General features: G+C 37.2%; 24 protein-coding genes and 2 tRNA genes. 5 read left to right on the top strand and 21 right to left on the bottom strand.

What is annotated here, in order from left to right; all coding sequences use genetic code 11:
- Positions 1-136 precede the first annotated feature (136 nt).
- The 3 genes from JYB62_RS04050 to JYB62_RS04040 all read right to left on the bottom strand — a co-directional run bounded on the left by JYB62_RS04050 (position 137) and on the right by JYB62_RS04040 (position 3,932).
- Complete coding sequence (locus JYB62_RS04050) at positions 137-3,538, bottom strand: HEAT repeat domain-containing protein (protein WP_205644143.1); 3,402 nt, start codon at positions 3,536-3,538, stop codon at positions 137-139.
- A 196-nt stretch (positions 3,539-3,734) separates the two neighbouring features.
- Positions 3,735-3,806 (bottom strand) — tRNA-Glu (locus JYB62_RS04045).
- 54 nt (positions 3,807-3,860) lie between these two features.
- Positions 3,861-3,932: transfer RNA gene (locus JYB62_RS04040), tRNA-Glu, on the bottom strand.
- 191 nt (positions 3,933-4,123) lie between these two features.
- On the opposite strand from JYB62_RS04040, the gene gap reads away from it, so the two are divergent.
- A complete protein-coding gene (gene gap / locus JYB62_RS04035) occupies positions 4,124-5,134 on the top strand; it encodes a type I glyceraldehyde-3-phosphate dehydrogenase (protein ID WP_205644142.1) in 1,011 nt (336 codons plus the stop codon).
- On the opposite strand, the gene JYB62_RS04030 is transcribed toward gap, so the two are convergent.
- The 4 genes from JYB62_RS04030 to JYB62_RS04015 are packed head-to-tail and all read right to left on the bottom strand — an operon-like array spanning position 5,135 to position 8,172.
- Positions 5,135-6,196 (bottom strand): VOC family protein, encoded by a 1,062-nt coding sequence (locus JYB62_RS04030; RefSeq protein ID WP_205644141.1) that lies wholly within the window; start codon positions 6,194-6,196, stop codon positions 5,135-5,137.
- Positions 6,197-6,209: 13 nt separating this feature from the next.
- Positions 6,210-6,920 carry a TIGR04283 family arsenosugar biosynthesis glycosyltransferase gene (locus JYB62_RS04025; protein ID WP_205644140.1) on the bottom strand — a complete coding sequence of 237 codons (711 nt, stop codon included), beginning with the start codon at positions 6,918-6,920 and terminating at the stop codon, positions 6,210-6,212.
- The gene (locus tag JYB62_RS04020; RefSeq protein ID WP_205644139.1) at positions 6,913-7,536 is read right to left on the bottom strand and encodes a DUF6134 family protein; all 624 of its coding nucleotides are present in this window, start codon (positions 7,534-7,536) and stop codon (positions 6,913-6,915) included. The genes JYB62_RS04025 and JYB62_RS04020 overlap by 8 nt, the downstream gene beginning before the upstream one ends.
- 27 nt (positions 7,537-7,563) lie before the next feature.
- A complete protein-coding gene (locus tag JYB62_RS04015; RefSeq protein ID WP_205644138.1) occupies positions 7,564-8,172 on the bottom strand; it encodes a TIGR04282 family arsenosugar biosynthesis glycosyltransferase in 609 nt (202 codons plus the stop codon).
- A 269-nt stretch (positions 8,173-8,441) separates the two neighbouring features.
- Between JYB62_RS04015 and JYB62_RS04010 the strand changes: the two genes are divergently transcribed.
- Positions 8,442-9,077: a peroxiredoxin gene (locus tag JYB62_RS04010; protein ID WP_205644137.1), complete on the top strand. Its 636-nt coding sequence runs from the start codon at positions 8,442-8,444 to the stop codon at positions 9,075-9,077.
- Between the two features lie 29 nt (positions 9,078-9,106).
- Here the strand turns inward: JYB62_RS04010 and JYB62_RS04005 are convergent, their stop codons facing one another.
- Entirely contained in the window at positions 9,107-9,766 is a 660-nt protein-coding gene (locus JYB62_RS04005; RefSeq protein ID WP_205644136.1) for a beta/alpha barrel domain-containing protein, read from the bottom strand.
- 1 nt (position 9,767) lies between these two features.
- A complete protein-coding gene (locus tag JYB62_RS04000) occupies positions 9,768-10,760 on the bottom strand; it encodes a sugar kinase (RefSeq protein ID WP_205644135.1) in 993 nt (330 codons plus the stop codon).
- A 57-nt stretch (positions 10,761-10,817) separates the two neighbouring features.
- Between JYB62_RS04000 and JYB62_RS03995 the strand changes: the two genes are divergently transcribed.
- Positions 10,818-12,452: a UxaA family hydrolase gene (locus JYB62_RS03995; RefSeq protein WP_205644134.1), complete on the top strand. Its 1,635-nt coding sequence runs from the start codon at positions 10,818-10,820 to the stop codon at positions 12,450-12,452.
- 48 nt (positions 12,453-12,500) lie between these two features.
- Here JYB62_RS03995 and JYB62_RS03990 read toward each other — a convergent pair whose 3' ends face one another.
- The 6 genes from JYB62_RS03990 to JYB62_RS03965 all read right to left on the bottom strand — a co-directional run bounded on the left by JYB62_RS03990 (position 12,501) and on the right by JYB62_RS03965 (position 18,719).
- The gene (locus tag JYB62_RS03990) at positions 12,501-13,148 is read right to left on the bottom strand and encodes a hypothetical protein (protein WP_205644133.1); all 648 of its coding nucleotides are present in this window, start codon (positions 13,146-13,148) and stop codon (positions 12,501-12,503) included.
- A 132-nt stretch (positions 13,149-13,280) separates the two neighbouring features.
- Positions 13,281-13,565: a DUF1330 domain-containing protein gene (locus JYB62_RS03985; protein ID WP_205644132.1), complete on the bottom strand. Its 285-nt coding sequence runs from the start codon at positions 13,563-13,565 to the stop codon at positions 13,281-13,283.
- A gap of 21 nt (positions 13,566-13,586) precedes the next feature.
- Complete coding sequence (locus tag JYB62_RS03980) at positions 13,587-14,981, bottom strand: TolC family protein (protein WP_243431436.1); 1,395 nt, start codon at positions 14,979-14,981, stop codon at positions 13,587-13,589.
- The gene (locus tag JYB62_RS03975; RefSeq protein ID WP_205644131.1) at positions 14,978-16,339 is read right to left on the bottom strand and encodes an HlyD family secretion protein; all 1,362 of its coding nucleotides are present in this window, start codon (positions 16,337-16,339) and stop codon (positions 14,978-14,980) included. The genes JYB62_RS03980 and JYB62_RS03975 overlap by 4 nt, the downstream gene beginning before the upstream one ends.
- Before the next feature lie 6 nt (positions 16,340-16,345).
- Positions 16,346-18,049, bottom strand: coding sequence for a peptidase domain-containing ABC transporter (locus tag JYB62_RS03970; protein ID WP_205644130.1), 1,704 nt, complete (start codon positions 18,047-18,049; stop codon positions 16,346-16,348).
- Positions 18,042-18,719 (bottom strand): TetR/AcrR family transcriptional regulator, encoded by a 678-nt coding sequence (locus JYB62_RS03965; protein WP_205644129.1) that lies wholly within the window; start codon positions 18,717-18,719, stop codon positions 18,042-18,044. The genes JYB62_RS03970 and JYB62_RS03965 overlap by 8 nt, the downstream gene beginning before the upstream one ends.
- 266 nt (positions 18,720-18,985) lie before the next feature.
- Here JYB62_RS03965 and JYB62_RS03960 point away from each other — a divergent pair, with 266 nt between their 5' ends.
- Positions 18,986-20,521, top strand: a complete 1,536-nt coding sequence (locus JYB62_RS03960) for a BCCT family transporter (protein ID WP_205644128.1) — start codon at positions 18,986-18,988, stop codon at positions 20,519-20,521.
- Here the strand turns inward: JYB62_RS03960 and JYB62_RS03955 are convergent.
- The 3 genes from JYB62_RS03955 to JYB62_RS03945 form a co-directional block, all read right to left on the bottom strand.
- The gene (locus JYB62_RS03955) at positions 20,518-20,892 is read right to left on the bottom strand and encodes a DUF983 domain-containing protein (protein WP_205644127.1); all 375 of its coding nucleotides are present in this window, start codon (positions 20,890-20,892) and stop codon (positions 20,518-20,520) included. The two genes, JYB62_RS03960 and JYB62_RS03955, sit on opposite strands and share 4 nt — an antisense overlap.
- Before the next feature lie 81 nt (positions 20,893-20,973).
- Positions 20,974-21,177, bottom strand: coding sequence for a hypothetical protein (locus JYB62_RS03950; RefSeq protein ID WP_074224189.1), 204 nt, complete (start codon positions 21,175-21,177; stop codon positions 20,974-20,976).
- Between the two features lies 1 nt (position 21,178).
- Positions 21,179-21,679 (bottom strand): DUF4920 domain-containing protein, encoded by a 501-nt coding sequence (locus tag JYB62_RS03945; RefSeq protein WP_205644126.1) that lies wholly within the window; start codon positions 21,677-21,679, stop codon positions 21,179-21,181.
- 226 nt (positions 21,680-21,905) lie between these two features.
- Here JYB62_RS03945 and serA point away from each other — a divergent pair, with 226 nt between their 5' ends.
- Complete coding sequence (gene serA, locus JYB62_RS03940) at positions 21,906-23,798, top strand: phosphoglycerate dehydrogenase (protein WP_205644125.1); 1,893 nt, start codon at positions 21,906-21,908, stop codon at positions 23,796-23,798.
- A gap of 56 nt (positions 23,799-23,854) precedes the next feature.
- Here serA and JYB62_RS03935 read toward each other — a convergent pair whose 3' ends face one another.
- The 3 genes from JYB62_RS03935 to JYB62_RS03925 all read right to left on the bottom strand — a co-directional run bounded on the left by JYB62_RS03935 (position 23,855) and on the right by JYB62_RS03925 (position 26,598).
- Complete coding sequence (locus JYB62_RS03935) at positions 23,855-24,301, bottom strand: DinB family protein (RefSeq protein ID WP_205644124.1); 447 nt, start codon at positions 24,299-24,301, stop codon at positions 23,855-23,857.
- A gap of 15 nt (positions 24,302-24,316) precedes the next feature.
- Entirely contained in the window at positions 24,317-25,138 is an 822-nt protein-coding gene (locus JYB62_RS03930) for an N-acetylmuramidase domain-containing protein (RefSeq protein WP_205644123.1), read from the bottom strand.
- A gap of 74 nt (positions 25,139-25,212) precedes the next feature.
- Entirely contained in the window at positions 25,213-26,598 is a 1,386-nt protein-coding gene (locus JYB62_RS03925; protein WP_205644122.1) for a DEAD/DEAH box helicase, read from the bottom strand.
- Between the last annotated feature and the right edge of the window lie 31 nt (positions 26,599-26,629).

The raw sequence follows: 26,629 nt of genomic DNA, 5'->3' as shown, positions 1-26,629 counted from the left end.
CTAATGTCATATCGAGCAAAGTTGAAATGTGAAACGTACTTCTAGATCAGAAATAAACAGTGACAATTAGGCGACTAAAAAGAAAAGGAGGCAGATTCTGCCTCCTTTTCTTTTACTATAAATTCAATCGAGCGGATTACTCCCACTCTTTTGTCATCGTACTCACGAAGCTTACTAAATCCCGGATTTCTCTTTTGCTCAAAATTGCTTTCATATCCGGCATACTGGAAGGAGAATTTTTTCGCTCAGAAATTTCAGAATTGGGAATTAATCGCTCTGGTTTTGAGGCTTCTTTAATTACCAATCCCTCCTCAGTTTCCTCCATCAAGGTTCCATTGACTGCGCTACCATCCTTCAAAGTAAGTTGAACGAATCCATATCCAGGGGCAAGTCGCTTGCTTGGTTCAATCAAAGCTTCTAGGATTTGTGTTCTAGAGAGTCTATTTGCGATCCCATTTAAATGTGGCCCTGCAGTTCCTCCCATGTCATCATATCCATGACATCGGATACACTGAGCCGTTTGATTTTGGAAGAAAATTCTTCGGCCTGATCGAACACTCCCCCCTTCAAGAGCTCCACTATATAGAGCGACAAGATCACCTCCGGTTCTTTCTTGTTGGATTTGATCATACTTTGATTTGAGCTCTTTTGATCCTGTTTCTGCGATAGCTTCCTCCAATTCAATCATCACTTCATTAGGAAGTTTATTGGCTTTCAGATCATCCAATAAGGAATTCCAAATTTCTAGATTAGCAGAGTTTGGAAGATTTCCTAAACTTAGCAACGCAGCTTGTCTTTCTTCTATGGTTCTATTTTGAATCACATCTTTCAATAGATTTTCCATTAAATCATCAGAGATATCGGTTTTGGTCAATAAGTCCAATCCTACCACCCTTACTGCTTTAGATTTATCATTCATTGCCAATTCGATTGGACCAGAAATATTTTCTGGGCTCACTTTGGCTAATGCTAGAATAGCTTCAACACGAACAGGATCTATCGGGTCATTTTTTAGAATAGATATTAGTTTAGGTTCAGCCTCCGAAATTTTCAATTTACCAATAGACCTTACTGCCTCTACTCTAATAAGATCACTTTGGTCAGAAAGCAACCTTATTAATGAGTTACTTACAGAAGCTTGAATAGGTGCTAAATCTCTTTCAACTGCTCCACGGTTTCTTCCATCTACTCTATCCAAAACGGATGGTTTGGCCCATGTACCAATAGTTGCGATAGCTTCTGCTTTCAAAACCGGATTAATTCTAGGCTTAGAGATGTAAGTTTTTAAATTTTCCAGAGACTTCTCAGTTCCCACACGAAGGTTTGCTCCTATGACTCTTCTGATCAATGGCTCATTTTGAAAGGAAGTAGTCACTAATAAATCGCCTAAGGCAGGAAGAGCTGGCTCAATAGAAAAATCATCATTAATGGCTCTGGCAACTTCAGTTACGATGTACTCATCGGAATCGGAAAGGAATGCAGTTATGCCTGGCTCAGCCATTCTTCTCAATGCCAAAACAGCACCTAAACGAACCGCAGGAGATGGATTAGAGGCCAAGGCGATCAATGGTTCTTTTTTATTGATTCTAGCCAATGCCAAGCTCGCTGCATGCCTTAAAAAAGCATCCTCATCATTATTTTCCTTTAATACATTGATCAAACCCTCAATCGCAGGTTCATATGCTATTCTTCCCAATGCCTCTGAAGCAAAGAATCGAACTCTGATTTCTGAATCGCTTAACAAAGGCATCAAGGCATTTCCTGCCTCTTTAAATTTAATATCTCCTATCCATTTTGCAGCTTGGGCTCTGATTTCGGGGTCTGAATCTTGCAATAAAGCAACTAGAGACTCCGCATAATCCATTTTATCCATTCTAGCCAGTTGGCTGATACCTACAATGGCATGGATTCTGGCAAGCTGATTGTTTTTCTGATTGATAGCTGCTTCAAATATCTGGAAGCCTTTCTCCCCTCTTTTAGCTAATTCAAACTGGGCTTTTCTCCTAATTCTCATATCCTCATCACCCAAATATTCTCCTAAGGCTTCATCGGTAAGCGTTTTAAAATCAGTGTTGATTACTTGGGCAGTGATCTTTCTAGCTTCCCAATTTTTTCCGGATGGGTCATCCAGTTTCCAAACTCTACCATAATTCTTGGTATTCCAACCCTGTATCCAATCCGCAAAGTATAAGGATCCATCCGGACCAAAATCAAGTCCAGTGGCCAATACTCCCCCCATCACTTTTTCAGTTTGGGACATTTTAAAAGAGGCTCCATCAGGCTCCAGTTTAAAAGCGTGTATTCCCGAGGCCGTTGGATTTCCAACAAAAGAAGCTACAAAAAATGTGTTCTTCCATTTATGCGCCAAAGCAGTACCTGGGTTAAATACCATTCCGGTTGGTCCGTTGACATAATTTTGAATCGGTGGAGTGATATAAGCTGCTTGGCCTTCGTGTCTTGGTAAATACAACTTTTCATCCATCCATACCTTATAGGTATTGTTTTCAGAATCCCGGTACTTTCCAAATTGCCAGTTGGTTCTCCAGCCAGTATCTGAACCATTTACCAAGTAAACCAAGCGTTCACTTTCTCCACCATGATCACCATCATTGTCCACGGAGATCAGGTTATTGTATTGATCAAATGTAAATTCATGGGTGTTTCTCACTCCCATGGCGAAGATTTCAAAATCACTTCCATCAGGATTGGCTCTAGCAATCACCCCTCTGTTGGGGTATTTCCACTCTTTCCCATCTGGACCTTTCCCATTAAATCCAATATCACCGATTCCCCAATAAATTCTTCCGTCAGGACCTAATTCAAGCCCTGACATCCCATGGCCTCCAAACCCGATATGGATTCCGTATCCATGTGAAATAGACTCCTTCTCATCCATAATCCCATCATTATTGGTATCGGAAAGTCTCCATAAATCAGGTCCTACACCAATAAATAAATTGTCTTCTAATTTCAATAAAGCACCTGCAACGTCTGTAGTCACATCATTGAAATCCTGAACCATCAATTGAGAATAATCTGCAAATCCATCTCCATCCTTATCTTCCAACCTATAAAGCTCCTCACGCTCTACCGTCATGTCTCGCCAGTCATGGGAACCGTCACCATTGACATCAGCAAGCCATGTGTTCTTATCAGACATCTCAGGAGACAAAGTCTTTTGCAAAAAGGATCTCTTTTCCTCAATAGTTTGTAAACTGATAGATTCGATTTCCCAATCTTGATGCCCTCTAATATCAAATTCAGAGTTCTTCTGACGGTTTGTTCGTGTGTAGTACAAACTACCATCATCCGTAACTTGAATTGAAATAGGGTCATATACCAGGGAATCTACAGCCCAAAGTTTGAGTTCAAGCCCTTCGGCAAGGGTGGGACTAATTTGTGTTTCAGCCACTTGGGCCATGTTCGCTATTTCTTCTTTCGTAAGTGTTTTTTCGCGCAAGTCTACTTTTTCTCTTTGACATGCAAAAAAACCAGGAATAGCAGCCGCCAATAGGTATTTGGCATAGGTATTTTTCATCTTGGGTTGAGGCATTAAAATTTGAACAATGCCACAAAATAATGAAAATCAATGAGCTCACATCTCCGTTCAAAAAATGATCCTTATAAAAACAAAAATCCCGATCATAGACCGGGATTTTGGTTCACTTTAACCACTAACAACCATAAAACAAAAATGGATTTAGACCATACGGGGATTGAGCTTTTGGTCTTAGTAGTCCGTACGGGAATCGAACCCGTGTTTCATCCGTGAAAGGGATGCGTCCTAACCCCTAGACGAACGGACCATTCAGCAAGGTATTTCAAAAACAGTTGATAACTTATTGATATTCAACTATTTGTAGTCCGTACGGGAATCGAACCCGTGTTTCATCCGTGAAAGGGATGCGTCCTAACCCCTAGACGAACGGACCATTTTTGATTGCTGAAATACCTGCTTTCCGAAATGGTTTTGCAAATATAGAAGGTTCATTTTATAATCCCAATTCCCCCTCCAAAATTTCTTTGGTTTTTTGCTAAAATCCTGAGTTAAAAGGAATAAAATTTTTCTTCGAGGGGATTACAGTCTTTTGACTAATTTTAGGTTTAATTTCAAATCAGATCCATGAACCAAACTCCTGGAAAAAAAATAGCCATCAACGGTTTTGGCAGAATAGGTAGATACACTGCCAAATTAATCCTAGAAAACAAATCTCTTAATTTAGTCGCAATTAACGATTTAGCAGATCCCCAAGCGATCGCACATTTGTTGAAGTACGACTCAGTCCATGGTAAAACAGAGGCTTCAATCTCTTTGGATCAAAACAAATTAGTGGTAAATGGCAAAACTATCCAACTGTTTGGACAATCTGATCCAGAAAAATTACCATGGAAAGAATTGGAAATTGATCTGGTTTTAGAATGTACGGGAAGATTCACTGATCGGTCAGGAGCGGAAAAACATTTAAAAGCAGGTGCAAAAAAAGTAATTATCTCAGCTCCTTCACAAGACCCAAGTATCAAAATGGTCGTATTGGGAGTGAATGATGAGATTCTAACAGGAGAAGAACGCATCATTTCAAATGCCTCTTGCACCACCAACTGCCTTGCTCCTATGGTCAAAGTTTTAGATGAACAATTTGGATTGGTAAAAGGCTTTGCTTCCACCGTCCACTCCTACACCAACGATCAAAATCTACACGACGCACCACACCGTGATTTAAGACGGGCTAGAGCAGCAGCTTATTCTATTATACCTACTACCACTAATGCGGGTAAAGCTTTAGATATTGTGCTTCCCAAGCTTGCAGGAAAAGTAGAAGCCTCTGCCATGCGGGTTCCTGTTCCCGATGGTTCTCTGACTGATCTCATCGTGGAACTGCAACAAGAGGTAACAGTGGCTCAAGTCAATCAAGCTTTCAAAGTAGCAAGTAATTCCTATTTAAATGGCTATTTAGAAGTAGAAGATAGCCCCATCGTATCTATGGACATCATAGGAAACCCTCATTCCTGTATCATTGACTCGGAATTAACCTCTGCCAAGGGATCTATGGTCAAAGTAGTAGGCTGGTATGACAATGAAGCCGGCTATGCTAACAGATTGCTCGACCTATTGATGAAAATTACTAAATCCTAGTTAGGATTTGACTCTATTGAGGGAAAGCATTTTCACAATAAAATTAGGAAGTGTTTTCCCTTGTTTTCTTTTTTTCAGATCAAGGTACCATCCCCATTTTTCCATAATTGGGATCTTATGGGTTTCTACCATCTCTACCAATGTTCCGTCAGGATCTTCTATGTATGCAAAATGCCCAGCTGCTTTTCCCATGTCAAACCCATTATTACTATCTACCGTAAATGGAAATCCTGAATCAGTTAGGTTAGTTCGGAGGGTTTTCATTCCATTGACATCAAAACAAACATGAATAAAACCTAAATCACCCCATAATCTTCCCTCATAAATCTTTTCTCGAGCTGAATTATTGACAGAAATCAATTCAACAGTGGTTTGGCATAGTAATTTTCCAAAAGCCCCTGTTCTATTCTCAGAGCTTCTTAAAATCACTCTTGAAAAAGATTCTTGTTCCTCTATTAAAGGAGCAAAGTCTTCCCATTCTTTGGTTTCATTAATTAAGACCTCAGAATGCTGGTAAATACTCTGATATAATGGAAGGGATTTTTCAATGTTAGTTACTCCAATTACTACTCCGGAAACGCCTCCGGTTAAGTCTTTATTTTTGCTGAACCAAGATTGGTTTTCTTCTATCTCAAAAACATTATCATAAGGGTCTTTCAAATAAAAATGCCGAACGCCGATTGGGTTTTTGGATGGTGTTCCAAGTAAGTTGACTCCTTCAGACTTCATAAAATCATAGGTCTCTTGGATGTCTTTACATCTGATTTTTACTGCAAGAATTCCCAAATCACCCCATGAAACTTTCTTTGCTGGACCAGTAGGAGTCCTGGATGTAAATTGCCAAATTTCAAAACCACCTCCTCCTTGCATATTCATAGCAAGTATGGCATGTCTTTTTTCAACTTTCCCTGCTGTGTATCGAGTCATTAATGCTGCCTCGGCACTGTCTTGGAAAATCGGAACATCCATTTTAAAAATTTTCCTATACCACTTCCATGCTTCATTAGCATCCTTTACTCCAATACCTACTTGTTGAATGCCATTAATGGTTGCTTTGCTCATTCCGATTTAATTACTAAGTCTTCTGTTGTTTTAATAAAGTACAATATAGACTTTTGATTGATTCTGGATTTGAATTCAATAAAAAAAGTATGAATGCAGCCAAATTTGCAAGCTGAACTCTTAACCATCCATTTTCCTCATATTTCCTCGCAGAAACGATTACTTCTTTTGGGATAACGTGGAAACCGGAGATTTTTCTGATCCTTCTATTAAGGTCAAAATCTTCCATAATGGTGTATTTTTCATTAAATCCTTCCAATTCCTCAAAAAGACTGCTTGTAATATAAAGGGTTTGATCTCCACCTCCAGCAAAAATTCCATTAAAACGTGTAAACCATGCATTAATCTTTAGTGAGATATGAGTGCTATCAAAACTATATCGGTAACAACCAGCAAGTTTACCCCTTAAATAATTTTCATAGATATCTTTCGCAAATCCTTTGAACGGTCGGGTGTCAGCATGTACAAAATAAAAAATAGAGCCTTTTGCATGCTTCGCTCCCAAATTCATTTGATGTGCTCTTGAACGCCTCTTTGATTTAAAAATCTTAACTCCTAAATTTTCAGCCACTTGTTGTGTTTCGTCAGAACTCTGAGCATCCACCACAATAATTTCTAAAATCTTTGGATCCTCTTCCCTCCTGATTAATGGAATTAATTCTTTTAAGTTACCCGCCTCATTGTAAGTAGGGATAATAACAGAAATGGTTTCCTCATCAATCATCAGACCTTCTAATCACATAATTTTTGATGGAGTTTTCTAAAACCACTTTTTGTAATACACCTTCTTCATAATAAAAAGTATTGGTGTTCCCATTTACCTCAATTGAATATACTCCTGGTTCATCCTCAACCACAGTGGTTACTAAACCAAAATTCTCTGATAGGAGAATGTCTCCATGCTTGGGTTCCTCAAAATATAGCCTGGCAGGACTGGAATAAATCGGTTGGTTGACCGGTTCATTATTCTCATATTTATAAGTATTGGCATCTACCACGTAATGATCATTATTCCAGCTTACATTTGTTTGGAAATTACCTCGATTTGAATTGGAAACAGTTGAGGCTTCATGAAGTTGACCATTCAAGTATTCTGCTTTTTGTAAAAAATCAACATGAACTCTTCCAAAAAACCAGAAATCTACCAGACTATTGATTTCAAACTTTGTCTCTTTAGGACTTTGAATCTTTTGGGCAGTCATACCCCCTATTCGAAAACCAGCGACAACAATATCATAGTTTTGACTGACAGTCGATTCTTGACCCCATGCGGATGATGAAAGAAATAGGAATATAATGAAAACTAAGGGAGCTTTGGAAATTGGGTGTTTGAAGATCATTCTTAAGAACTCAAAGGGATTAACTAGTTATTTTGATTGAGGGTGCATCAGTCTCTCTTTTACTTTTACCCAATCCTCTAAATAATCTACATCAGAAAGTGTAGGCAATAAATCAAAAGAGATTTGGTGAGTAATAAGGTAGCTACAAGTTTGATTGAAAACCTCTGCACTACTCCAGGGAATATCATAAAATAGTCCTGAGATAAAGCGTTTCATTCCTAAAAGATAATACCCCCCATCTTTTGCAGGACCAATCACGACTTCGGAGTTTTCTAGCTTTTCAAAGGCTTTTTCTATTACTTCCAAAGTAATTTCAGCACAATCCGTTCCAATAATTAATAACTGATCAAAACCATTTTCAAATTGATCTTTAAAAGCATCTCCCATTTTTTGACCTAAATCACCGGAAGACTGGATAAAAACCTGGTATTCCTTATCATTTTCGAAGCTGTTTTCCACATAATCTGAAAAATACAACAACTTTTTACATTCCAAATGCTCTACTTGTTGGTGAGTATAATTCACCAATACTTGGTAAATTTCTAATGCTTTTTGATCCCCTACCATTTCTGCAATTCGGGACTTTACTCTACCAGGTATTAAATTCTTTTGAAATATTATTATTCCTTTTTTCATCAAATCAAATTAAATCTTTTAGCCAATCAAACTTATACATAAGTTAAACAAGCACCCGAAAGATATGTTCTAATTATCAATTCTTAACGATCCAGAACTGTTTGTATCAGAAATGTCTTACTTCAAAACTCACCTTATTTACGTATTGAAAGAACAAAGTGGATGCATTAAAAATGTTTAATAAAGAAAAGTTGAATTAGGTGAACGTAACTATTCTGAGTGACGTTTTAAAAATATATCAATTTTCAATAGCTTAAATTATTTTCAAAATGGCATTACGACTAGGAGATGTAGCACCAAATTTTACTGCTGAAACATCTGAAGGAACAATCAATTTTTACGAGTATTTGGGAGATGGATGGGGTGTTTTATTTTCTCACCCAGCCGATTATACTCCAGTATGTACAACTGAATTAGGCACTGTAGCAAAGCTTAAAAAAGAGTTTGAAAAGAGAAATACAAAAGTAATGGCCTTGAGTGTCGATGGTTTAGAAAGTCATAAAGGATGGATTTCTGATATCAATGAAACCCAAAACACTGAAGTCAATTTTCCAATCATCGCGGACGAAGACAGAAAGATTTCAAACCTCTACGATATGATACATCCCAATTCAAATGAAAATTTCACAGTGAGGTCTGTTTTTGTGATTGGAAATGATAAAAAAATCAAATTGATCATCACCTATCCAGCAAGTACAGGAAGAAATTTTAATGAATTATTGAGAGTGATCGATTCTCTTCAATTGACAGCAAACTATTCTGTTGCCACACCGGCCAACTGGAAGCAAGGAGAAGATGTAGTGATTGCTCCGGCGATCAAAAATGAGGACATTCCTGCAAAATTCCCTAAAGGACACAAAGTGATTAAACCATATTTGAGAATGACACCTCAACCGGATTTATAATAAAAAAAGGGGATTTTAAATCCCCTTTTCTATGACCTGATGGTTTCGATTAATCCTGTGGTAAACTGAATCATTTTTTTGATTTGTTCAAAATCTCCTTTTTGAATTAAATCCTTTCTAAATAATTGTGATCCCATTCCTACACAACAAACTCCTGCATCAAACCAGGACTTTAAGCTTTCTGCAGTAGGCTCTACGCCTCCTGTGGGTATCAATTCAATTTTAGGCAAAACTGCATGAACTGCCTTCACAAAATCAGTTCCTAGTATATTAGCAGGATATATTTTCACCAACTCTGCTCCAAGTTCCTGAGCAAAGTACACTTCGGAAACTGTGCCACATCCTGGAATCCACGGGATATCCAAATTCCTGCAAAACTCCCCTAGTTTGGGGTTCATCACTGGAGCAACAATAAATTCAGCCCCCAAATCTAAAAAAACTTCTGCCTGTTTTGGCTCATAGATGGTTCCTACGCCTAAGCTCAAACCAGGCATTTGATCAGCCGCTTTTTTAATAGCAGGGAAAATTGTTTTTGCTTCTGCCCCACGATCCACCATTTCGATTACTCTGATTCCACCTTCATAGGCTACTTCCAGCATTTTAAGGCATTTTGTTTCATCAGGTGTGAAAAATATCGGCATGACACCTGCTGCATACATTTTTTTAATAAAAGGACTCGGGTTTCTCATATCATCGTTTAATTTTTCCAATGGACTCTCCAATTACTAATTCCTGTATTTCGTCTTCTGAACATAAAAGTACATCACCTGGAACACTGTGTTTTAATGCGCCAGCAGCCATACCAAATTCTATGGCTTGTAATGGGTCATGGGTCAATAATCCATGAATTAACCCTCCTGCAAATGCATCACCTGTACCTACTCTATCCACGATTTGAGGCAAATCATATTCCTTGGAAGGAAAGGTTTGATCGTGTGAATAAATTTTAGCTGACATTTTATTGTGCGAAGAACTCAAAGACTCTCTTTTGGTGTTGGCAATGTATTTAAGGTTTTTAAATTTTTTGAATAATTCAGATTTTGCTTCCCCAAATTTTTCATAATTTTCATCGAGACAATTATTAAAGTCACGGGTTCCTGCAATCATCACATTGGTAAAAGTCATCAATTCTGGCATAATTTCATGAGGCTTTTTACCATAATTCCAGAGATTGCTTCTATAGTTTAAATCTCCAAAAACCGTGATGTTTCGCTTGCTTGCCTCTTCTAAAGCACGTAAAGCAAAATCCGCACATTCTTGGGATAAAGCAGGAGTAATTCCTGACCAATGCAAAGCATCCGCATCTTTCAGAATGTTATCCCAATCAAATTTGCTTGAATCGACTTTAGTAAAGACAGAGTCCGCTCGATCATAGATTATTTTTGAGCTTCGCTGCATGGCTCCTTGTTCCAAAAAGTAAACTCCGATCCTTCCTTCGGTAAATTGGATAAATGAAGTATCAATCCCACAACGCCTTAAACTAGCAGCTGCAGCCAACCCTATTTCATGATCTGGAAATGTAGTTAGATGAATGACGTGATGTCCCCAAAATGCTAATGCTGCTCCAACATTTGCCTCTGAACCTCCAAATTCCAAGTCAAGTTGATGAGCCTGAAAAAACCGCTGACTTGATGGCGGCGAAAGACGAAGCATCACTTCGCCTAGAGAAACAATTTTTTTCATTGAAGAATTAATTTTCTATAATTTCATTGTTGGAAACTAAGTTAATGAAATAAAAATATGATAAACAAAGCACTTTGTTTAGACCCTGTGGATAATGTCGGCGTAGCATTAACTGACTTGAAAATAGGTGACACATTTGATCTAAACGGGTATAAGGGAAACATAATCAGCGAAGTAGCTGCAAAACATAAATTTGCATTAAAAGAATTTGATTCGGGTGAAGAGGTTTTAATGTATGGAACCATTGTAGGTGAATCTACAAAATCAATTCAGGTAGGAGAAGCGATTACCTTAGATAATATTAAACATAAAATTCGTGAATTTAGGGAACAAGGAACTACTTATAATTGGAATAAGCCAACAACAGAAAAAATCAAAGAAAAGACATTTTTAGGATACCAAAGATCTGATGGTCAAGTAGGTACAGCTAATTACTGGCTCGTTCTGCCGATGGTTTTTTGTGAGAATACCAATGTGAAATTATTGCAAGATGCCTTTGAAAAAGCCTTAGGTTTTGCTGTTACAAATCCCTATGAAAACCAAGTAAGGAACCTGGTTGCAGCTTATCAAAATGAAAAAATTACGGAATCGCTTTCGGAGTCAAAAATTGATACAAATTCTAGGGTTTTTGAACAGATTGATGGCATTCGATTTTTAACTCATGATGGTGGTTGTGGTGGTACTAGAGGAGATTCTGACACACTTTGTGCTTTACTGGCTGGATATATTAATCACCCAAATGTAGCGGGTGCTACGATTTTGAGTTTAGGATGTCAACATGCACAAGTTGCTATCCTTCAGGATAGATTGAACAAAATTCAAAAAGGGTCTCAGAAGCCATTGGTGGTTTGCGAACAACAAACCGAAGGCACTACGGACCAATTGCTTCAAAAAGCAGTCAATGAAACATTTAAAGGCTTGATAGAGGCCAACAAAATCGAGAGAACTCCTGCCCCCATTTCAAAATTGGTTATTGGATTAGAATGTGGGGGTTCAGACGGTTTTTCTGGAATTTCTGCCAACCCTACCTTAGGACGTGTTTCAGATTTGGTGGTGGCTTCAGGAGGTTCGGCAATTTTATCAGAATTTCCGGAGTTATGTGGTGCTGAACAACCTATCATCGATCGATGTGTAAATCCTACTGTTGCAAAAAAATTCATCAGATTAATGGATGAATATGCCAATGCTGCCGAACGCGTCGGCAGTGGATTTGATATGAACCCAAGTCCTGGAAACATCAAAGATGGTTTGCTGACTGATGCCATCAAATCTTGTGGAGCCGCTAAAAAAGGTGGAACAGCACCAGTTTCTGATGTATTGGATTATACAGAATATGTCAAAGTCCCTGGTTTGAATCTATTATGTACACCAGGCAATGATGTTGAAAGCACTACTGGGTTGGCTGGAAGTGGAGCCAACATTATCCTATTCTCAACGGGTTTGGGAACCCCAACAGGAAATCCAGTTTGTCCAGTAATCAAAGTGGCTACCAATGATAAACTGACCGCTAGAATGCCGGATATCATTGATTTTAATACTGGTGGAATAATTTCTGGAGCGGAAACTATCGAAAGCTGTGCCGAGAAGCTGTTGGATTTAATTATTGAAGTAGCTTCAGGTAAGATCAAAACAAAAGCAGAACAAAAGAAAAACTACGATTTCATCCCTTGGAAAAGAGGAGTTTCCTTATAAGCAAAAAGGGCGGCCACATGGCCGCCCTTTTAACTAAACTAAGGGTGATTAAAATTCTATTCTACCTTGAATGGTACTTGAACCTGCACCAGTCTGAGGGTTGAAATTTCCTACTACAGTACCTTCCCCAGTAGCACCTTCGAATTTACCTGTTCCGCCGATAATCTCTACTTCAGCTATAAATTCACTTCTTTCATCACTAACTGGAGTTACAACATTATTGATGTTTTTAAACCATACGGAGTTTCCTTTTCCATCAGTAGTAATGGAACTTACTTCGTCATTGTCAACAAAAATCCCCATGTTTTCCAATTCTTCAGCAAAATATTGAGTGACAGGGGCACCAATTGTTTGCAAACCATCTGGACCAAAAAAGGCATATTGATTCAAAAACGTGTATGCTTTACCCATATGGCTGGAATTGCCTTCCCCAGAACCTGGAAAATAGGCGGGAAATGGCAAACTAGGATCTTCATTTATAGGTACGGCAAAGAGTTGATTGGTAAATCTTTCAAAGTAATTTCTTTCTACTCTTTTTCTAGCATTTCCATCCGTTAGAGTTTCTGGAGATGTCAATACTTCCGTTTGGGAAGCTGGTTGAACTAGTGCGGGTTCTTCTACAGAAGTACAAGCACTCACGAACATGGAGCCGGCAAGACTCATTAGGCCTAGTTTAGACCACATTGAATTTTTCATATTTTTAAGAATTGGTAGTGGGTAAAAACATAATTAGTAACATAATTAATCACCTAAAATTTGGTTTAAAATTGTATAAATTTTAGATAATGAATAGTAATATGTATTTCATACCAATAAAAATGCCAAACATTACGATTCTACAATAAAAAAGTTTGCTGAGGCTGCGTTTTCTCTAATTTTTCTAGCTTTTGTATACTTCTCAGAATAGTACCATTTTTCTGCAGTTTCCTTGTCTTTAAACTCCAACATTACAAAACGGTCATGATTCCACTTACCTTCTAATACATGAATTGGATTACCTCTAATTATGAATTTTCCTCCAAAATCTTTGACTGATTCCGGAGTCAATTTTTTATATTCTTCATATTTTTCAGGATCGTGAATATCTACTTCCACCAATACAAAAGCTGCCATATATTATTAATTATCAAATAATTACAATTCAAATCCTAAGCCAGCAGCATATCTTGTTTTTGCATAGGCTATTTTTCTTTTACTGATTAATTCATTCAAAGTCAAAATAGAATTAAATACAGATACTTCTCTGGCATTCACTAAAAACAAACTACTCTCTCCTATTTCAAAACGTCTCATTTCACCTTGTAGTAAGGTTTCCAAATTGATTACATTTTGTTGGTAGGTGGTAATTTGTCTATTCAAATTAGAAAAATTATTTATTTCACTTTCTAATTTGGTCCTGAGTTGAATTTCTTTTAAATCCCTAGAATTTTCTTTGGAGTAAATTTTTGCCTTAGCCAAACCTACTGCTCCTCTAGACTTTCTCCAAAGTAAAGGCGTATAAACGGAAAGCCCCCATTTATAATTATTTTCAAAAAATCCTGCTCCTTCAAAATCATTTAGATTTTCGGTGAGGAAATTATATTTCAATTTGACTACTGGAATAATCTGTTGAGCTTTTAACCTTTTTTCTACATCTAAACTGGCCAACTCGAAGTCTACTAATTGCAATTCGGGGTGATTGGCGACAAAAGTCCGAAGTTCTTCCACATTCAAAATTCCTAAACTATTTGTCTCCAAAGGTTCAGGTACAATCCCTTCATTTAAATTTATGGGATTGCCTTCATCATCCCATAAATACGTGTTCAGCTCCTGGGTAACAGAAAACAACGTGTTTTCAGCTTCCTGCAATTTATATTGCCTATTTAGAACTTGAGAAAATGCTTCAACTGTATCAATTGCTGGCAGATCTCCATACTTAAAACTTGATTTTACTGCTTCATATCGAAATTCAGCAAGTTCGACACCCTCCTTTAATACTTCTAGGTTCGTATGAGCCAAGGACCACCTCCAATACATATCAGTTGCTTGAAGGTATAGGTTGTTCAGTAATTTTTGCTTTTGTGACTCTGTGGATTCCTGATAAATCTGGGCTTGTCTTAATGTAGCCCTCCTTTGATCCAAAATTAAACCCTGACCTAGATTAACTGAAGCCCCTGCTGCAAATAATCCATCTGAAGGTACATTAAACTCAGGGTTTAAATATTTCCCATTGTTTCTTTCAAAAGAACCATTTAATTCAATTCCAGCCCAAGTGGGAATACTGATTCCAGCTTCTTGCTTATTGTAGTATAAGGTTTCACTGTAGGACTTCTTATCTAAATTTCCATATACCAAAGGATCGAATCCTCCTCTTGCAGATCTAACCTCCATATCCCCCATGAGTAATTGAAGTTCAGCTTGCGTAGCTATTGGGTGATATTCTATTACCCAAGCTAAAAAGGAGTCATAATTTAAGGTATCCGTGGTCTGTGAATAAGCACGGAAAAAGCAGGTACTGAAAAGGAAGGTGAAAAGTATAATTCTCATCATTTTTTCTTTCCTTCTGAAGCAACAGCTTCTTTTTGATCTCTCGTATAATAATCCGCAGGGAATCCGTTCAATTGTCTCCAGAGTTCATACCAAACTGGAACATCGTTTAGGAGAGCAATTCCATCAGCACCAGATCCTATTCTTAACATTTCTGGCCATGCTTCTTCTTCAGGATCCTGAGCGACTAATACTCTGTATTGATTGTTTGTTCCTGCATATTGATCAATCGCTACTACAACACCTCCAAAAGTACCGTTTGATATTCTTGGCCATCCAGAGAATACGATCGCAGGCCAGCCATCAAAAATAAACCTTACTTTATTGCCAACCCTTACTAATGGTAAATCTACAGGTTGGACGTACATCTCCACTGCTAAATCTGCATCCGAAGGAATAATATTCAGGATTTGTTCTCCTTCCTTTATTGTTTCACCTATTCCGACCTGAATTGCTTTCGCCAGGTAACCATTCTGTGGGGCTAGAATATAACGAAACCCAGTTCTTGCCTCATAATTGGAATATTGGTTCTCCAACTTGGTGGTTGTAGCCTCAGCATCATATTGTGAGGACATGGCTGTGTAAATCTCAGATCGAGTTTTTGCTATTTTATCTCTAAATTCATTATCAATGGTATTCAGCTCAATTTTAGCTGATATCATCTCATTTTGACTAATTAAATAGTCGTTTTCTACCGATAATAATTTTGCCTGTACATCTTGGAACTTCAACCTTCTTGATTCTAAATCAGTTAAAGATCGCAATCCCTCTGCATATAGTTGCTCCGCCCTATCCAACTGTTGCTTTCCAATATCAAAATTAACCTTCGCTTGCTGGAACTTGATACTGTCTGACTGAACTTTCAATTCAGCCATTTTGTACTTATTCTCTGCTTGTTGAATTTTCAGAACATTATTTTCTTGCAATGCTTGTAGTTGTGCTTGGAGCGCTCCAACCTTTTCCTTGTAAGCCTCTGCAGAAAGGGTTTTCGCGTCTACTTGCATTTGAGTTCTCGGTAAAAGCATTGAATCAAAATACTCGTCTTTTATCTCAGAAATTCTCAGAATGGTATCCCCTTTATTTACAAAAGCCCCTTCCGTCACGTACCATTTTTCAATTCTACCCGCTATGATTGAATGAATGGTTTGTGCCCGCTGTTCTGGTCTTAAAGCTGTTACATATCCTTTGGATCGAATACTTTGAGTCCAGGGAAGAAATAGAGATATAAATACGACAGCAATCAACCACGCTAGTAAGCGTATTCTCTTTTGACTTTGCTTTTCTGGTAAAGTCATAATCAAACTTTTAGCACCGCTAAAAGGAATCCGATCTTTGATTTTACTGCTGGAAATATTCAGCATAATAGTTTAATTATTTCTCGTGTATTGTATATAATCTTCATAGGATCCCTGTTTTAGGATTTTGCCGGAATCCAAAATAATTATTTCATCCAATTTCTGTAAAATATAAGGATCCTCAGTCACCATTAATAGAGTCCAACTTCCTGACATTAAATAATCTACAATTTTTGGTTTGATTTCAGGATTAACATGTCGAAGGGCATTTTCCATAATAATTGCCTTAGGACTCCCTACCAAACTTCTTGCGATCAAAATACTTTGGGCCACAGACCTTGATAGACCTCTTCCTTCCGGTAGCAATTCGGTATTTAGGTCGTCCGGTAATTGATAGAGGTATTCTTTAAGACCTACTAATTCGATGATTTCTTCAAATTGTATTGGGTCTACATCCCTTCCGACCAAGATATTTTCTTTAATAGTCCCATGGAACAACTCTCCAAATTGAAGACAATCACCAATCATTGCCCTGAATTTATCCAATTGAATCATATCCATTGAAAGGTCATTAATCATAACCGTTCCTTGATATTCTTCATACAAGCCATTTAATAAAGCTAATAGCGCACTTTTCCCACTTCCACTTCTACCGGTAATTGCGATTTTCTTTCCTGGGTTAATGGTCAAAGAAATATCATTAATAATGGGCTTAATGGCATCATAAGGTTGAAATACTACATGCTCCATTCCAAACTTCAAACCCTCTGGTTTTGATACTACTAATTTATCTGTGCCTTCACTTCTCTCTAAGTCAAGATCCATCACCACTCCTAACTTTTCTACAGCTACCAAGGTGTCATAAACTGTCTCAAGAGAAAGAATCACTTTTTCTACAGAGTTGACTACTAAAATGATGATGACTTCAGCTGCAACAAATTGTCCGATACTGATTTGTTCATTAATCAACAAAAGACTCCCCGCTACTAATAAACTGGCTATAATAAGGACTTTGAAGCCGATCATGATTTTATATTGAAGAATCAATACCGAAAAATGCTTCGTTCTAAAATCAACGTACTTTTGAATCAACTTATCTGCCCTCAAAATCGGGAGTCTGGTATTACCAGTTAATTTGAAGGTATTGAGTGTTCTTCCTATTTCTTGAAGCCAAAAAGCTGTTTGATATTTATAGGAAGATTCCTTTAGTGCTGTCGCCATGCCTTTCGGGCTGGTGAAATAGAAAATCAATACTAGAATTCCAATTAAAATGACTCCAAAGAGAATAAAAGTGGGATGATAAAAGGACAAGAGTAAGAGTCCAAAAATCATTTGCAACACTGCCGTAGTAAATTCAACCAACAGTTTTGATATTCCCTTTTGAAGGTTTACAGTATCAAAAAATCGATTGACTATTTCCGGGCCATATTCTCCATGAAGTACTTCAGTCTTTACCCTTGGTAATCTATAAGCCAATGAAAGCCCAGATTTGGAAAAAATTCTTTGTTGAAGTTTTTCCGTTATTTGTAGTTGAGAGATTTGTAAAAACCCGCCAAAAGCAACTCCAATGGCTACTACAATTACCAATAGTACCCATGAAGTGGTGATCCTTCCTCCTAATATGAAATTCAAAATAGCTTGAATTCCTAAAGGAAGCGATAAAGCCACTATCCCATTTAAAATGGCGTAAAAGTAGATCCCGTAGACCTGATTCTTTTCTTCTTGAAGAAGACTAAAAAACCTCTTCAGGGGAGTCATAGATCCTGTGCTATTCATGAATAATGGTTTTTGCTACCAAATGATGAAAGAATTGAAATCTTCCTTCTTTATCTAAATTTGATTCTGTCATTCCTGGAAGATGTTTTGCATGGAAAGATTGAAGTAGGCTAGCTTCCATAACTATATTAACCAAAGTTATAGGAAATTTGTAGGCAGGGTTTATTTCTCTAATAATTTGTGCGATTCTTTCCCCTAGGGTATACAATTGAGCATAAATTCCATTTTCATGTTCTGAATCCACGCTTTTAGTTAAATAACCTTTCAGAGATTCGTTGGTAACAATTTTTCGAATTTCAATAGGGTTCAAAAACTCATTTTCCACAAACATGGGCCCCTCAACCAATAGTTTTATGGCTATTTCTAGGCGTTCTTCCGGATTCTTCAAGTTGGCTGTTACATATACTAAATTATGTTCTGTCCATGCCCAATGCCAAGCAGTTAGGTACAATAAAAAATTATGCTTGTTTTCAAAATACCGGTAGATTGCCGGTTCTGAAACCCCAATTTCTGTAGCTAATTTTTTAAATGTAAAATCCTCCATACCTAGCTCTAACATAAGTTTGGAACCTACTTGTAAAATGGCATTACCTAACTCCGAGCTATATGGGTCCTTCACGAATAAATTTTCGTTTACCTCAACTTTTAATTTTCGTAAAATGTTTTCCATTTTCCTTGTTAATAGATTGAAATAACGGATGATCAGTAATTATTGTTTAGTAAAACATACGTTTTTGTTAGTAATATTCACAATATTTTTTTGATGGAGTATTTTAAAAATATATAAAACATTTAAATACAATGTTTTATGGTGTTTTATTTCAATTTTTAATTGAAAAATAAATTTAGAACTTTTATAAATTCCCCTAAATCTTTTCTGGGATTATCCACTTTTGTAAAACCATTTCTATTCAAAATCTACTACCTTAAGAGTCTATGAGGAAGGTGAAACAATTTTTTCAATTCAACATCCGTTTTTGGGTATTTTGGCCTTCATTCATATTATTAATCCTAGCAGTATTATTCAGCATCCTATTTCCTGATTCCTTTATCAATTTTGTTGAACAGATTCAACAAGCATTATTGTCTAATTTTAGTTTAGGATTCAGCTGGGTATCCTTTGCAATGACGATCATTGTCTTGGTCACCTTCTTTTTACCCATAGGGAATAGAAGGATAGGCGGAGAGCATGCCCAGCCGCGATTACCTAGATTGAGCTGGTTTGCCATCGTTTTATGTACCACCATTGCCGTTGGGATTCTATTTTGGGGAAGTGCAGAACCACTATCCCATTTTTTGTTTCCTCCCGAATTCAAAAATCTCGAAGGCAAGTCTGTCGCAGCAGCAGATTTTTCTCTAGGTGCATTATTCTTTCACTGGGGATTTACACCCTATGCTATCTACGTTGTCCCAGCTCTGACCTTTAGTTTATTTTTTTATCAGAATAAAAATAAACCCTCCATTAGCTTGGCTGCGAGACCTTTGTTAGGTTCGAACCTTAACAAGCGCTGGGAAAATATTATTGATGGAATTAGCTTGTTTTCTTTAGTTGCTGGAATGGCGGGAGCATTAGGGGCAGGTATCTTAAGTTTATCAGGCGGCTTTCTCAAACTATTTCCTGATTGGAATATGGGGATTTTGTCTGGAGTTATTACTCTGGTAATACTATTGACATTTGTGATTTCCTCTTCTACAGGGATTGAAAGAGGGATCAAAAATCTTTCCTTAATCAATCTCTTCTTCTTTATTCTAATTGCACTGCTCTTCGTTTTTCTCGGAGAAGGAGGAAAGATTTTGAGTTCATTAAAAATGGGCTTTATCGAATATGGAAAGAATTTTTTCGATTTGAGTTTACAGTGGAATGGAGCAGGATCTTCTTGGACCTACGATTGGTCTGTTTTTAATTTTGCTATGTGGATGGCTTGGGCGCCAGTTACAGCTATTTTTCTAGGTAAAATCGCGTATGGACGAACTATTCGGGAATTTCTAATTTTCAACTGGTTCCTTCCAGTGTTATTTTGTTTGATATGGATGGGAGTTTTTGGAGGAACAACTTTAGATCTTGCTATTCTCAAACCTGAATTTTATCAAAACCTATTTCAAACTTCAGGACCAGAATCCATTATCTATCAGGTTTTTGAGGACTTAGGCTATTTCAAGCTGTTTTCCTACCTGTTTATTTTAGCTATTTTCATTTCCTACGTTACGGCAGCTGATTCCAGTACGGATGCTTTGGCAAGTCTGAGCATGAAGAAAATCAATAAAGATCCATTCCAGTCAGATACCAATTTGAAGATTATATGGGGAACACTGATCGCATTCCTAGCCTGGATCATGATTTTATTTTCAGGCATCGATGGTGTCAGGATTTTGTCTGTTATCGCTGGAGTTCCTGCACTGTTTTTCCTGTTAATCGTTACGGTAAGCCTTTTTCTATTGGTGCTTAATCCAAAAAAATATTTAGGAGATTAATCACCTTTGTATTTCAGTTTCCCTAAGCCATAGAGATATAATACTTTTGAATACCGGAGCATGGCTGGAAATAATAGCAGGTTTCCTACCACCACCGTAGCGAGATACATCCAAAGCTCTGGTTCTTCAACAAGTACATTGATTGCAGTAAGCGCGGTAATAACCAATGCTACTGAAAATGCATAACTTATATACATTGCTCCATAGTAGAAATCCGGTTCAGGATTGAGATTGGCTTGACAATGTGGACAAGTATTATGAATGGCTGAAAGCTTCCTGAAACTAAATGGGGAAACAGGGAAAATATTTCCAGTTCTACATTGAGGACATTTTGCTCCAAGCATTGCCTGGAAACCACTTTTATTACTCATTATAATAGTTTTGGATAAAGGTATCCCTTCGTTTAAAAAAAATCTGTGTTGAAAATCACATATTGAAATTTGGGAGATGAATTACCGGAGCTCATCCAGGTCATAATCTTTTCCTTTGCCCCACTGGAGCAATTCAAATATGGTATAGTATTCCAAAGTATCCAGATCCTTTACTTTGAAATTTTGGTCACTTAATCGATCAATAATCTCGAGCTTTCGTACTTCTCCTAAATTGACCATCTTATATACCCTACCTACTCTTAGATTGTCTAATGCTATTGCCATCTTAGGCTTTATCTTTAATTTTTACTCCCACAGCCTCAAAGGAAATCTCCATTTTAGGCTCAGTAATTTTTGCTATTTCTTCTTCCGACTTGCCTGCATCTTTTGCGTAATGCTGTAAGGTCTTCACACTTGTTTTTGTAAGCGTCGCCACTCCCTCCAAGATCATGGGAAATCCTTGAGAATTTTTAGGTACAAAAAACTCATAATTCTTGAAGGTCACTCTCATACTGTTCCCATTGGGCAAATCCATTTTAAGCCAACAGCCCTTTTGACTGCATACCTCCGTAATTTCTCCTGAAATTTTCCCTTCAAATGTTCCTTCATGTTGTACGATTTGAACCATTTCAGAAGTACTGATAATATTACTTTCTATTACTTCCGATCCATAGGTTCCTGCTACAGTATCCTGTGGATTCAAATCAGATCGATCAGTTTTTGGAGAGGAACAAGAAAAACCAATACATAAAGCTAAAAATGCAATAATGGTTAAAGGTATTTTCATAACATCAAGTATTTAATCTGATCAAAAATAAAGGATTCAATGCTAGCGAAAAAGAATTAAATGATGATTTCAATCATTTGAACCCTCTCCAAATAGCCTTTTGCTTTTAAAAATTATTGCCATACTATTTATAAGTGAAACTTATAGAAACAATTTTTCCAATAAAGCTTCTAAAATTTTAACAATACTGTAATTTTACTGCCTGATTCAAAAATCGACCCTGCTCATGCCTCAAACCAAAAAATTTATCATTGATTTTGACAGTACTTTCACACAGGTGGAAGCATTGGACATTCTAGGTGAAATAAGCTTGGAAAATGATCCAGAAAGAGATCGTAAACTCCAAGCAATTAAAGACATCACTGACAAAGGAATGGATGGTTCCTTGACTTTTCGTGATAGTTTAATTCAGCGTCTTGAAATTTTAAATGCGACACAATCCCAAATAGATGACTTAATTGATGCTTTAAAGAAAAAAGTATCTAAGTCTTTTGAAAGGAATAAAGAGTTTCTTCAGGAAAATGCAGAAGATATCTTTATTATTTCCAATGGATTCAAGGATTTCATTATTCCTATTGTAGGGGATTATGGCATCAAAAAGGAGAATGTATTTGCCAATGAATTTGTCTACGACGATGCAGGAAATATCGTTGATTTCAATCGAGAAAATCCTCTTTCATCTAATAAAGGAAAGGCAGAAACCATCAAAAGAATTAATTTAGAAGGAGATATTTATGTGATTGGTGATGGCTATACTGATTATGAAATCAAAGCTTCTGGATTAGCAAATAAGTTTTATGCTTTTACCGAAAATGTATCCCGACCAAAAGTAACTAGCCAAGCAGATCATATTGCACCAAGTTTAGATGAAATACTATATATCAATAAATTGAACACGAAGTTTTCATACCCAAAAAGTAGGATCAAAGTCCTTCTTTTAGAGAATGTCCACCCAATCGGGGTAGAGTTGTTAATAGAAGAAGGCTACGATGTAGAAGTCATCAGTTCTGCATTGAGCGAAGATGAGCTTTGTGAGAAAATCAAGAATGTATCGATCATCGGTATTCGATCCAAAACCAACATCACCAAGAAGGTCTTGGAGAATGCTAATCGATTGATCGCCATTGGTGCTTTTTGTATTGGCACTAATCAAATTGATTTGGAAACTTGTCAGGAAAAGGGGATTGCTGTATTCAATGCCCCATTTAGCAATACCAGATCCGTAGTAGAAATGGCCATTGCAGAAATTATATTTCTAATGCGGAATTTTGCAGATAAATCCGTTGCCATGCATCAAGGAAAATGGGATAAATCTGCCAGTGGTAGTTTTGAAATAAGAGGAAAAAAATTGGGAATTGTTGGCTATGGTAACATTGGAGCCCAGCTTTCTGTCCTTGCCGAAAGTATGGGAATGAATGTGTTCTATTATGATGTAATTGAAAGATTAGCACTAGGAAACGCAACAAAATTAGACTCTTTGGATGAATTGCTGAGTACTTGTGATATGATTTCCCTGCATGTAGATGGGCGTAAAAGCAATAAAAACATCATTAATAAGGAGAAAATCGCTAAAATGAAAAAAGGAGCGATTCTTGTGAACCTTAGTAGAGGTCATGTGGTAGAAATAGCTGCTTTGAAAGAAGCCATTCTTTCCGGTCATTTGGCAGGTTGTGCAGTAGATGTTTTCCCTGAAGAACCTAAAAACAACTCAGAACCATTCGTTTCTGAATTAATTGGTTTGCCAAACACCATTTTAACGCCACATATTGGAGGAAGTACGCTGGAAGCTCAGGAAAATATCGCACGATTTGTTCCTGGAAAAATCATGGAATACATCAATACAGGCAATACCTATAACTCTGTGAATTTCCCAAATATTCAACTCCCATTTTTGCAGGATGCACACAGGCTTATTCATATCCACATGAACGAACCTGGTGTATTGGCAAAAATCAATCAAGTGTTGGCTAATTATGAAATCAATATTGTAGGGCAATACTTAAAGACCAACGAGAAGATAGGATATGTGATTACCGACATTGATAAGGCTTATTCTCCGGATGCTATAGATGCATTGAAAACAATTCCAGGTACGATCAGATTTAGAACCTTGTATTAAAAAATAATAACCACTATCAATCAAAAAGGCCCCGAATGAACGTTTGGGGCCTTTTTTTAGGGTTGTAAGATCCTTCTATGGTAATTTATCTGCCCTAAATGGTAATTAAAATGTCCATACAAATGGATTAAAAAGTATTCGTTTGTCATAGGTCTACCAAAAACCTCAATAGGATAATTTTTATCAATCAAGGCTTCATCCATTCCTTCTAAGCTACTCACCATAATTCGCTTTAATTTGGTGATTTCGCTTAATAATTGTGACTTAGGAACATCCTTTCCTGCAAATTCAAACTCACGATCTCTCGAGTAGTCGAAACCTCCCAACTCATGCCCAACAAAAGCCTGAAGGTTCCCCAACAAATGAAGACAAAGATTTCCAGCTGAATTACTTATTTGATTCTCAATTTCCCAAAGGACTTTTTCATCAGAATAAGCATCTATTTCCTTGTAAAGTCTATCTATATCCCGTTCAAAAAGTTTAATTAATTCATTCAATAACATTTAATTGGATTTTGGTTAAGAATATTTTTCATAGGCAGCTGCCAATTTTACATCGTATTTATTTTCTGCAAATCCTGATCCATTATAACAATTAGCAAACCCAGCCCAGTTTTTTTCTTTTAGAAACTGTAGGCAACCATAGGTCTTAAGATATCGCCCAAAAGCCTCTAAATGATTCCGTTCATGTATTTGCATTTCATCCACAAAAACCTCTACACTAGGATACCCAAGCTTTGTGGCATGATATCCCATGATTTGGAAACTACCCCAGGAAGCAGAAGATAAAGCAGCTGATTTTATTCTGGGGTCTGGCCCTAAGTTGATTGCTTTTTCTAAACGATCATATTCCCGTGTACCAGATAAATAGAATTTTTTTGTCCATTTTTTATACAAAATGTCCTGATTACCAATATTGGAAAGCTCCGAAGGGTCTATCCCTCTTGCCTCTAATTGTCTCCAAAACACATGGCCTTCGAAAAGTATTTTTGCCATCCCATTGATCAGGAAGCCTCTCCCACTACTTTCTACTTCATTCACGGCCTTGACACAGGATAGTTCCAATCCATATTGCTGAGCAAACTGCATTAGGTCTTGCTCTCCTAAAAACTTATTCCCAAAAGCATGATTTGGATTGGCTTTGGCTAGTAACAAAGTCCAAGTTTTAACACCAACCTTACCGTCTACCACCAAGTTGTTTTTAGACTGAAACTCTTTTACAGCTTGATCAGTTTCTAAGCCGAAATATCCAGTGTTAGGAAGTTGAAATCCCAGTTTTCCTAGTATCTCTTGTAAAAATGAAACAGTAGGTCCCCTAGACTTGTATTTAACAGATTGCATGATGATGCCTTTAAAAATAAAAAGTACTTCAATTTACCTGAAGTACTTTAGAAATACAATCTGAATTCAAGAACTTAAGGGTCAATTACATTTCTTCTATTACCAAATTTACCATTATTCGATTTTTCATGGGAAGGTTTGGTTCCAGAAGCTTCATTAGCTTTTGGAGATTCCACTTTCTGCCCAGATGGTAACTTACCATGTGTAGACTCCTTTTTAGGCTTTTGACGGGGTGGAAATTTCTTTTTGTGGCCAGAGTTTTTCTTAAATGTGGGACTATTTGGTTTATCAAACTTCCTATTGGATTTAAAAGATTCACCACTATATTCTGGACCTTTATCAAAACCTTCAGGTAATGGATTTTGAGTAATGGACATTCCAATCAATTTCTCAATCCTAGCAAATTTTTGCTGATCCTTTGGGTTAACAAAGGTGATGGCCTCTCCTTCTTTATCCGCTCTGGCAGTTCTTCCTACTCTGTGAACATAATCCTCGGGATCACTTGGCGTATCAAAGTTGATGACTAATTCTATTCCAACTACATCTATGCCTCTGGAAATAATATCTGTTCCAATTAAAATCTTCACTGCTTTATTTTTAAAAGCAGACATTATTTTCTCCCGGTCTACTTGCTCTAAGTCAGAATGAAATGCTTCTACATCAAAATGCTTTCGTAAAGCTTTATACAGCCCCTTTACTTTTTCTTTGGTAGAAGCAAAAATAATCACAGCTTCAAAGGCTTTTTGGGAAAGTATATGTTTGACGAGTTCTTCTTTTTGTGAATCGTAAACAGAATACATGGATTGGGAAACTCCCTCCGCAGTTTTACCTAATGCAATAGAAATTTCTTCAGGTTGATTCAATATTTTCATACTGAATTGGCGGATTTTGGAAGGCATGGTTGCAGAGAAAAGAATTGTCTGCCGATCCTTAGGAAGATAATTGACTATTTTTAAGATATCATCCGAAAAGCCCATATCCATCATGCGGTCTGCCTCGTCTAAAATAAGATGTTGCAGTGAACTTAAGTCCATCTTGCCACCTGCAAGGAGAGCAATTAACCTTCCAGGAGTAGCCACTACTATCTCTGCTCCTGTCTCTAGGGCTTTCTTTTGCTGCTCCCAAACAATCCCATCTCCCCCACCATAAATAGGAATAGAGCTTATACCAAGGAAATAGGAAAAGCCTTGAATTTGTTGATCGATTTGAATCGCTAATTCTCGGGTGGGAGCTAATACAAGCGTATTAAGCTTATCTGAACCGGATTTAGAAATTTTATTAAGTACCGGTAATATAAAAGCTGCAGTTTTCCCTGTTCCTGTTTGCGCACAAGCGATCAGGTCTTTATTTTCTAAAATAACAGGTATTGCTTTTTCTTGAATCGGTGTGGGGTTTTCAAAACCCATGGCATCTAGGCCTTCCTGCAAGGAAGGTTCAAAATTAAAAGAAGAGAAATCCAATGGTTGGTGTGATTTTCAAAGTGTAAAAAAC

Source organism: Algoriphagus lutimaris, from assembly GCF_017051705.1.
Lineage (GTDB): Bacteria > Bacteroidota > Bacteroidia > Cytophagales > Cyclobacteriaceae > Algoriphagus > Algoriphagus lutimaris.
The sequence above is the reverse complement of the archived record's forward strand: the minus strand, read 5'-3'. Positions and strand labels throughout refer to the sequence as shown.

Excerpts from the sequence above, each read along its gene's own strand:
- JYB62_RS03960 (WP_205644128.1), top strand. The coding sequence starts at position 18,986 with ATGAGGAAGGTGAAACAATTTTTTCAATTCAACATCCGTTTTTGGGTA.
- JYB62_RS04005 (WP_205644136.1), bottom strand. The coding sequence starts at position 9,766 with ATGAGAAACCCGAGTCCTTTTATTAAAAAAATGTATGCAGCAGGTGTC.
- JYB62_RS03930 (WP_205644123.1), bottom strand. The coding sequence starts at position 25,138 with ATGCAATCTGTTAAATACAAGTCTAGGGGACCTACTGTTTCATTTTTA.
- JYB62_RS04000 (WP_205644135.1), bottom strand. The coding sequence starts at position 10,760 with ATGAAAAAAATTGTTTCTCTAGGCGAAGTGATGCTTCGTCTTTCGCCG.
- JYB62_RS04020 (WP_205644139.1), bottom strand. The coding sequence starts at position 7,536 with ATGATCTTCAAACACCCAATTTCCAAAGCTCCCTTAGTTTTCATTATA.
- JYB62_RS03970 (WP_205644130.1), bottom strand. The coding sequence starts at position 18,049 with ATGAATAGCACAGGATCTATGACTCCCCTGAAGAGGTTTTTTAGTCTT.
- JYB62_RS03950 (WP_074224189.1), bottom strand. The coding sequence starts at position 21,177 with ATGGCAATAGCATTAGACAATCTAAGAGTAGGTAGGGTATATAAGATG.
- gap (WP_205644142.1), top strand. The coding sequence starts at position 4,124 with ATGAACCAAACTCCTGGAAAAAAAATAGCCATCAACGGTTTTGGCAGA.
- JYB62_RS04050 (WP_205644143.1), bottom strand. The coding sequence starts at position 3,538 with ATGAAAAATACCTATGCCAAATACCTATTGGCGGCTGCTATTCCTGGT.
- serA (WP_205644125.1), top strand. The coding sequence starts at position 21,906 with ATGCCTCAAACCAAAAAATTTATCATTGATTTTGACAGTACTTTCACA.
- JYB62_RS03980 (WP_243431436.1), bottom strand. The coding sequence starts at position 14,981 with ATGATGAGAATTATACTTTTCACCTTCCTTTTCAGTACCTGCTTTTTC.
- JYB62_RS03985 (WP_205644132.1), bottom strand. The coding sequence starts at position 13,565 with ATGGCAGCTTTTGTATTGGTGGAAGTAGATATTCACGATCCTGAAAAA.
- JYB62_RS03995 (WP_205644134.1), top strand. The coding sequence starts at position 10,818 with ATGATAAACAAAGCACTTTGTTTAGACCCTGTGGATAATGTCGGCGTA.
- JYB62_RS04030 (WP_205644141.1), bottom strand. The coding sequence starts at position 6,196 with ATGAGCAAAGCAACCATTAATGGCATTCAACAAGTAGGTATTGGAGTA.
- JYB62_RS04015 (WP_205644138.1), bottom strand. The coding sequence starts at position 8,172 with ATGAAAAAAGGAATAATAATATTTCAAAAGAATTTAATACCTGGTAGA.
- JYB62_RS03945 (WP_205644126.1), bottom strand. The coding sequence starts at position 21,679 with ATGAAAATACCTTTAACCATTATTGCATTTTTAGCTTTATGTATTGGT.
- JYB62_RS03955 (WP_205644127.1), bottom strand. The coding sequence starts at position 20,892 with ATGAGTAATAAAAGTGGTTTCCAGGCAATGCTTGGAGCAAAATGTCCT.
- JYB62_RS04010 (WP_205644137.1), top strand. The coding sequence starts at position 8,442 with ATGGCATTACGACTAGGAGATGTAGCACCAAATTTTACTGCTGAAACA.
- JYB62_RS03990 (WP_205644133.1), bottom strand. The coding sequence starts at position 13,148 with ATGAAAAATTCAATGTGGTCTAAACTAGGCCTAATGAGTCTTGCCGGC.
- JYB62_RS03935 (WP_205644124.1), bottom strand. The coding sequence starts at position 24,301 with ATGTTATTGAATGAATTAATTAAACTTTTTGAACGGGATATAGATAGA.
- JYB62_RS03975 (WP_205644131.1), bottom strand. The coding sequence starts at position 16,339 with ATGCTGAATATTTCCAGCAGTAAAATCAAAGATCGGATTCCTTTTAGC.
- JYB62_RS04025 (WP_205644140.1), bottom strand. The coding sequence starts at position 6,920 with ATGATTGATGAGGAAACCATTTCTGTTATTATCCCTACTTACAATGAG.
- JYB62_RS03965 (WP_205644129.1), bottom strand. The coding sequence starts at position 18,719 with ATGGAAAACATTTTACGAAAATTAAAAGTTGAGGTAAACGAAAATTTA.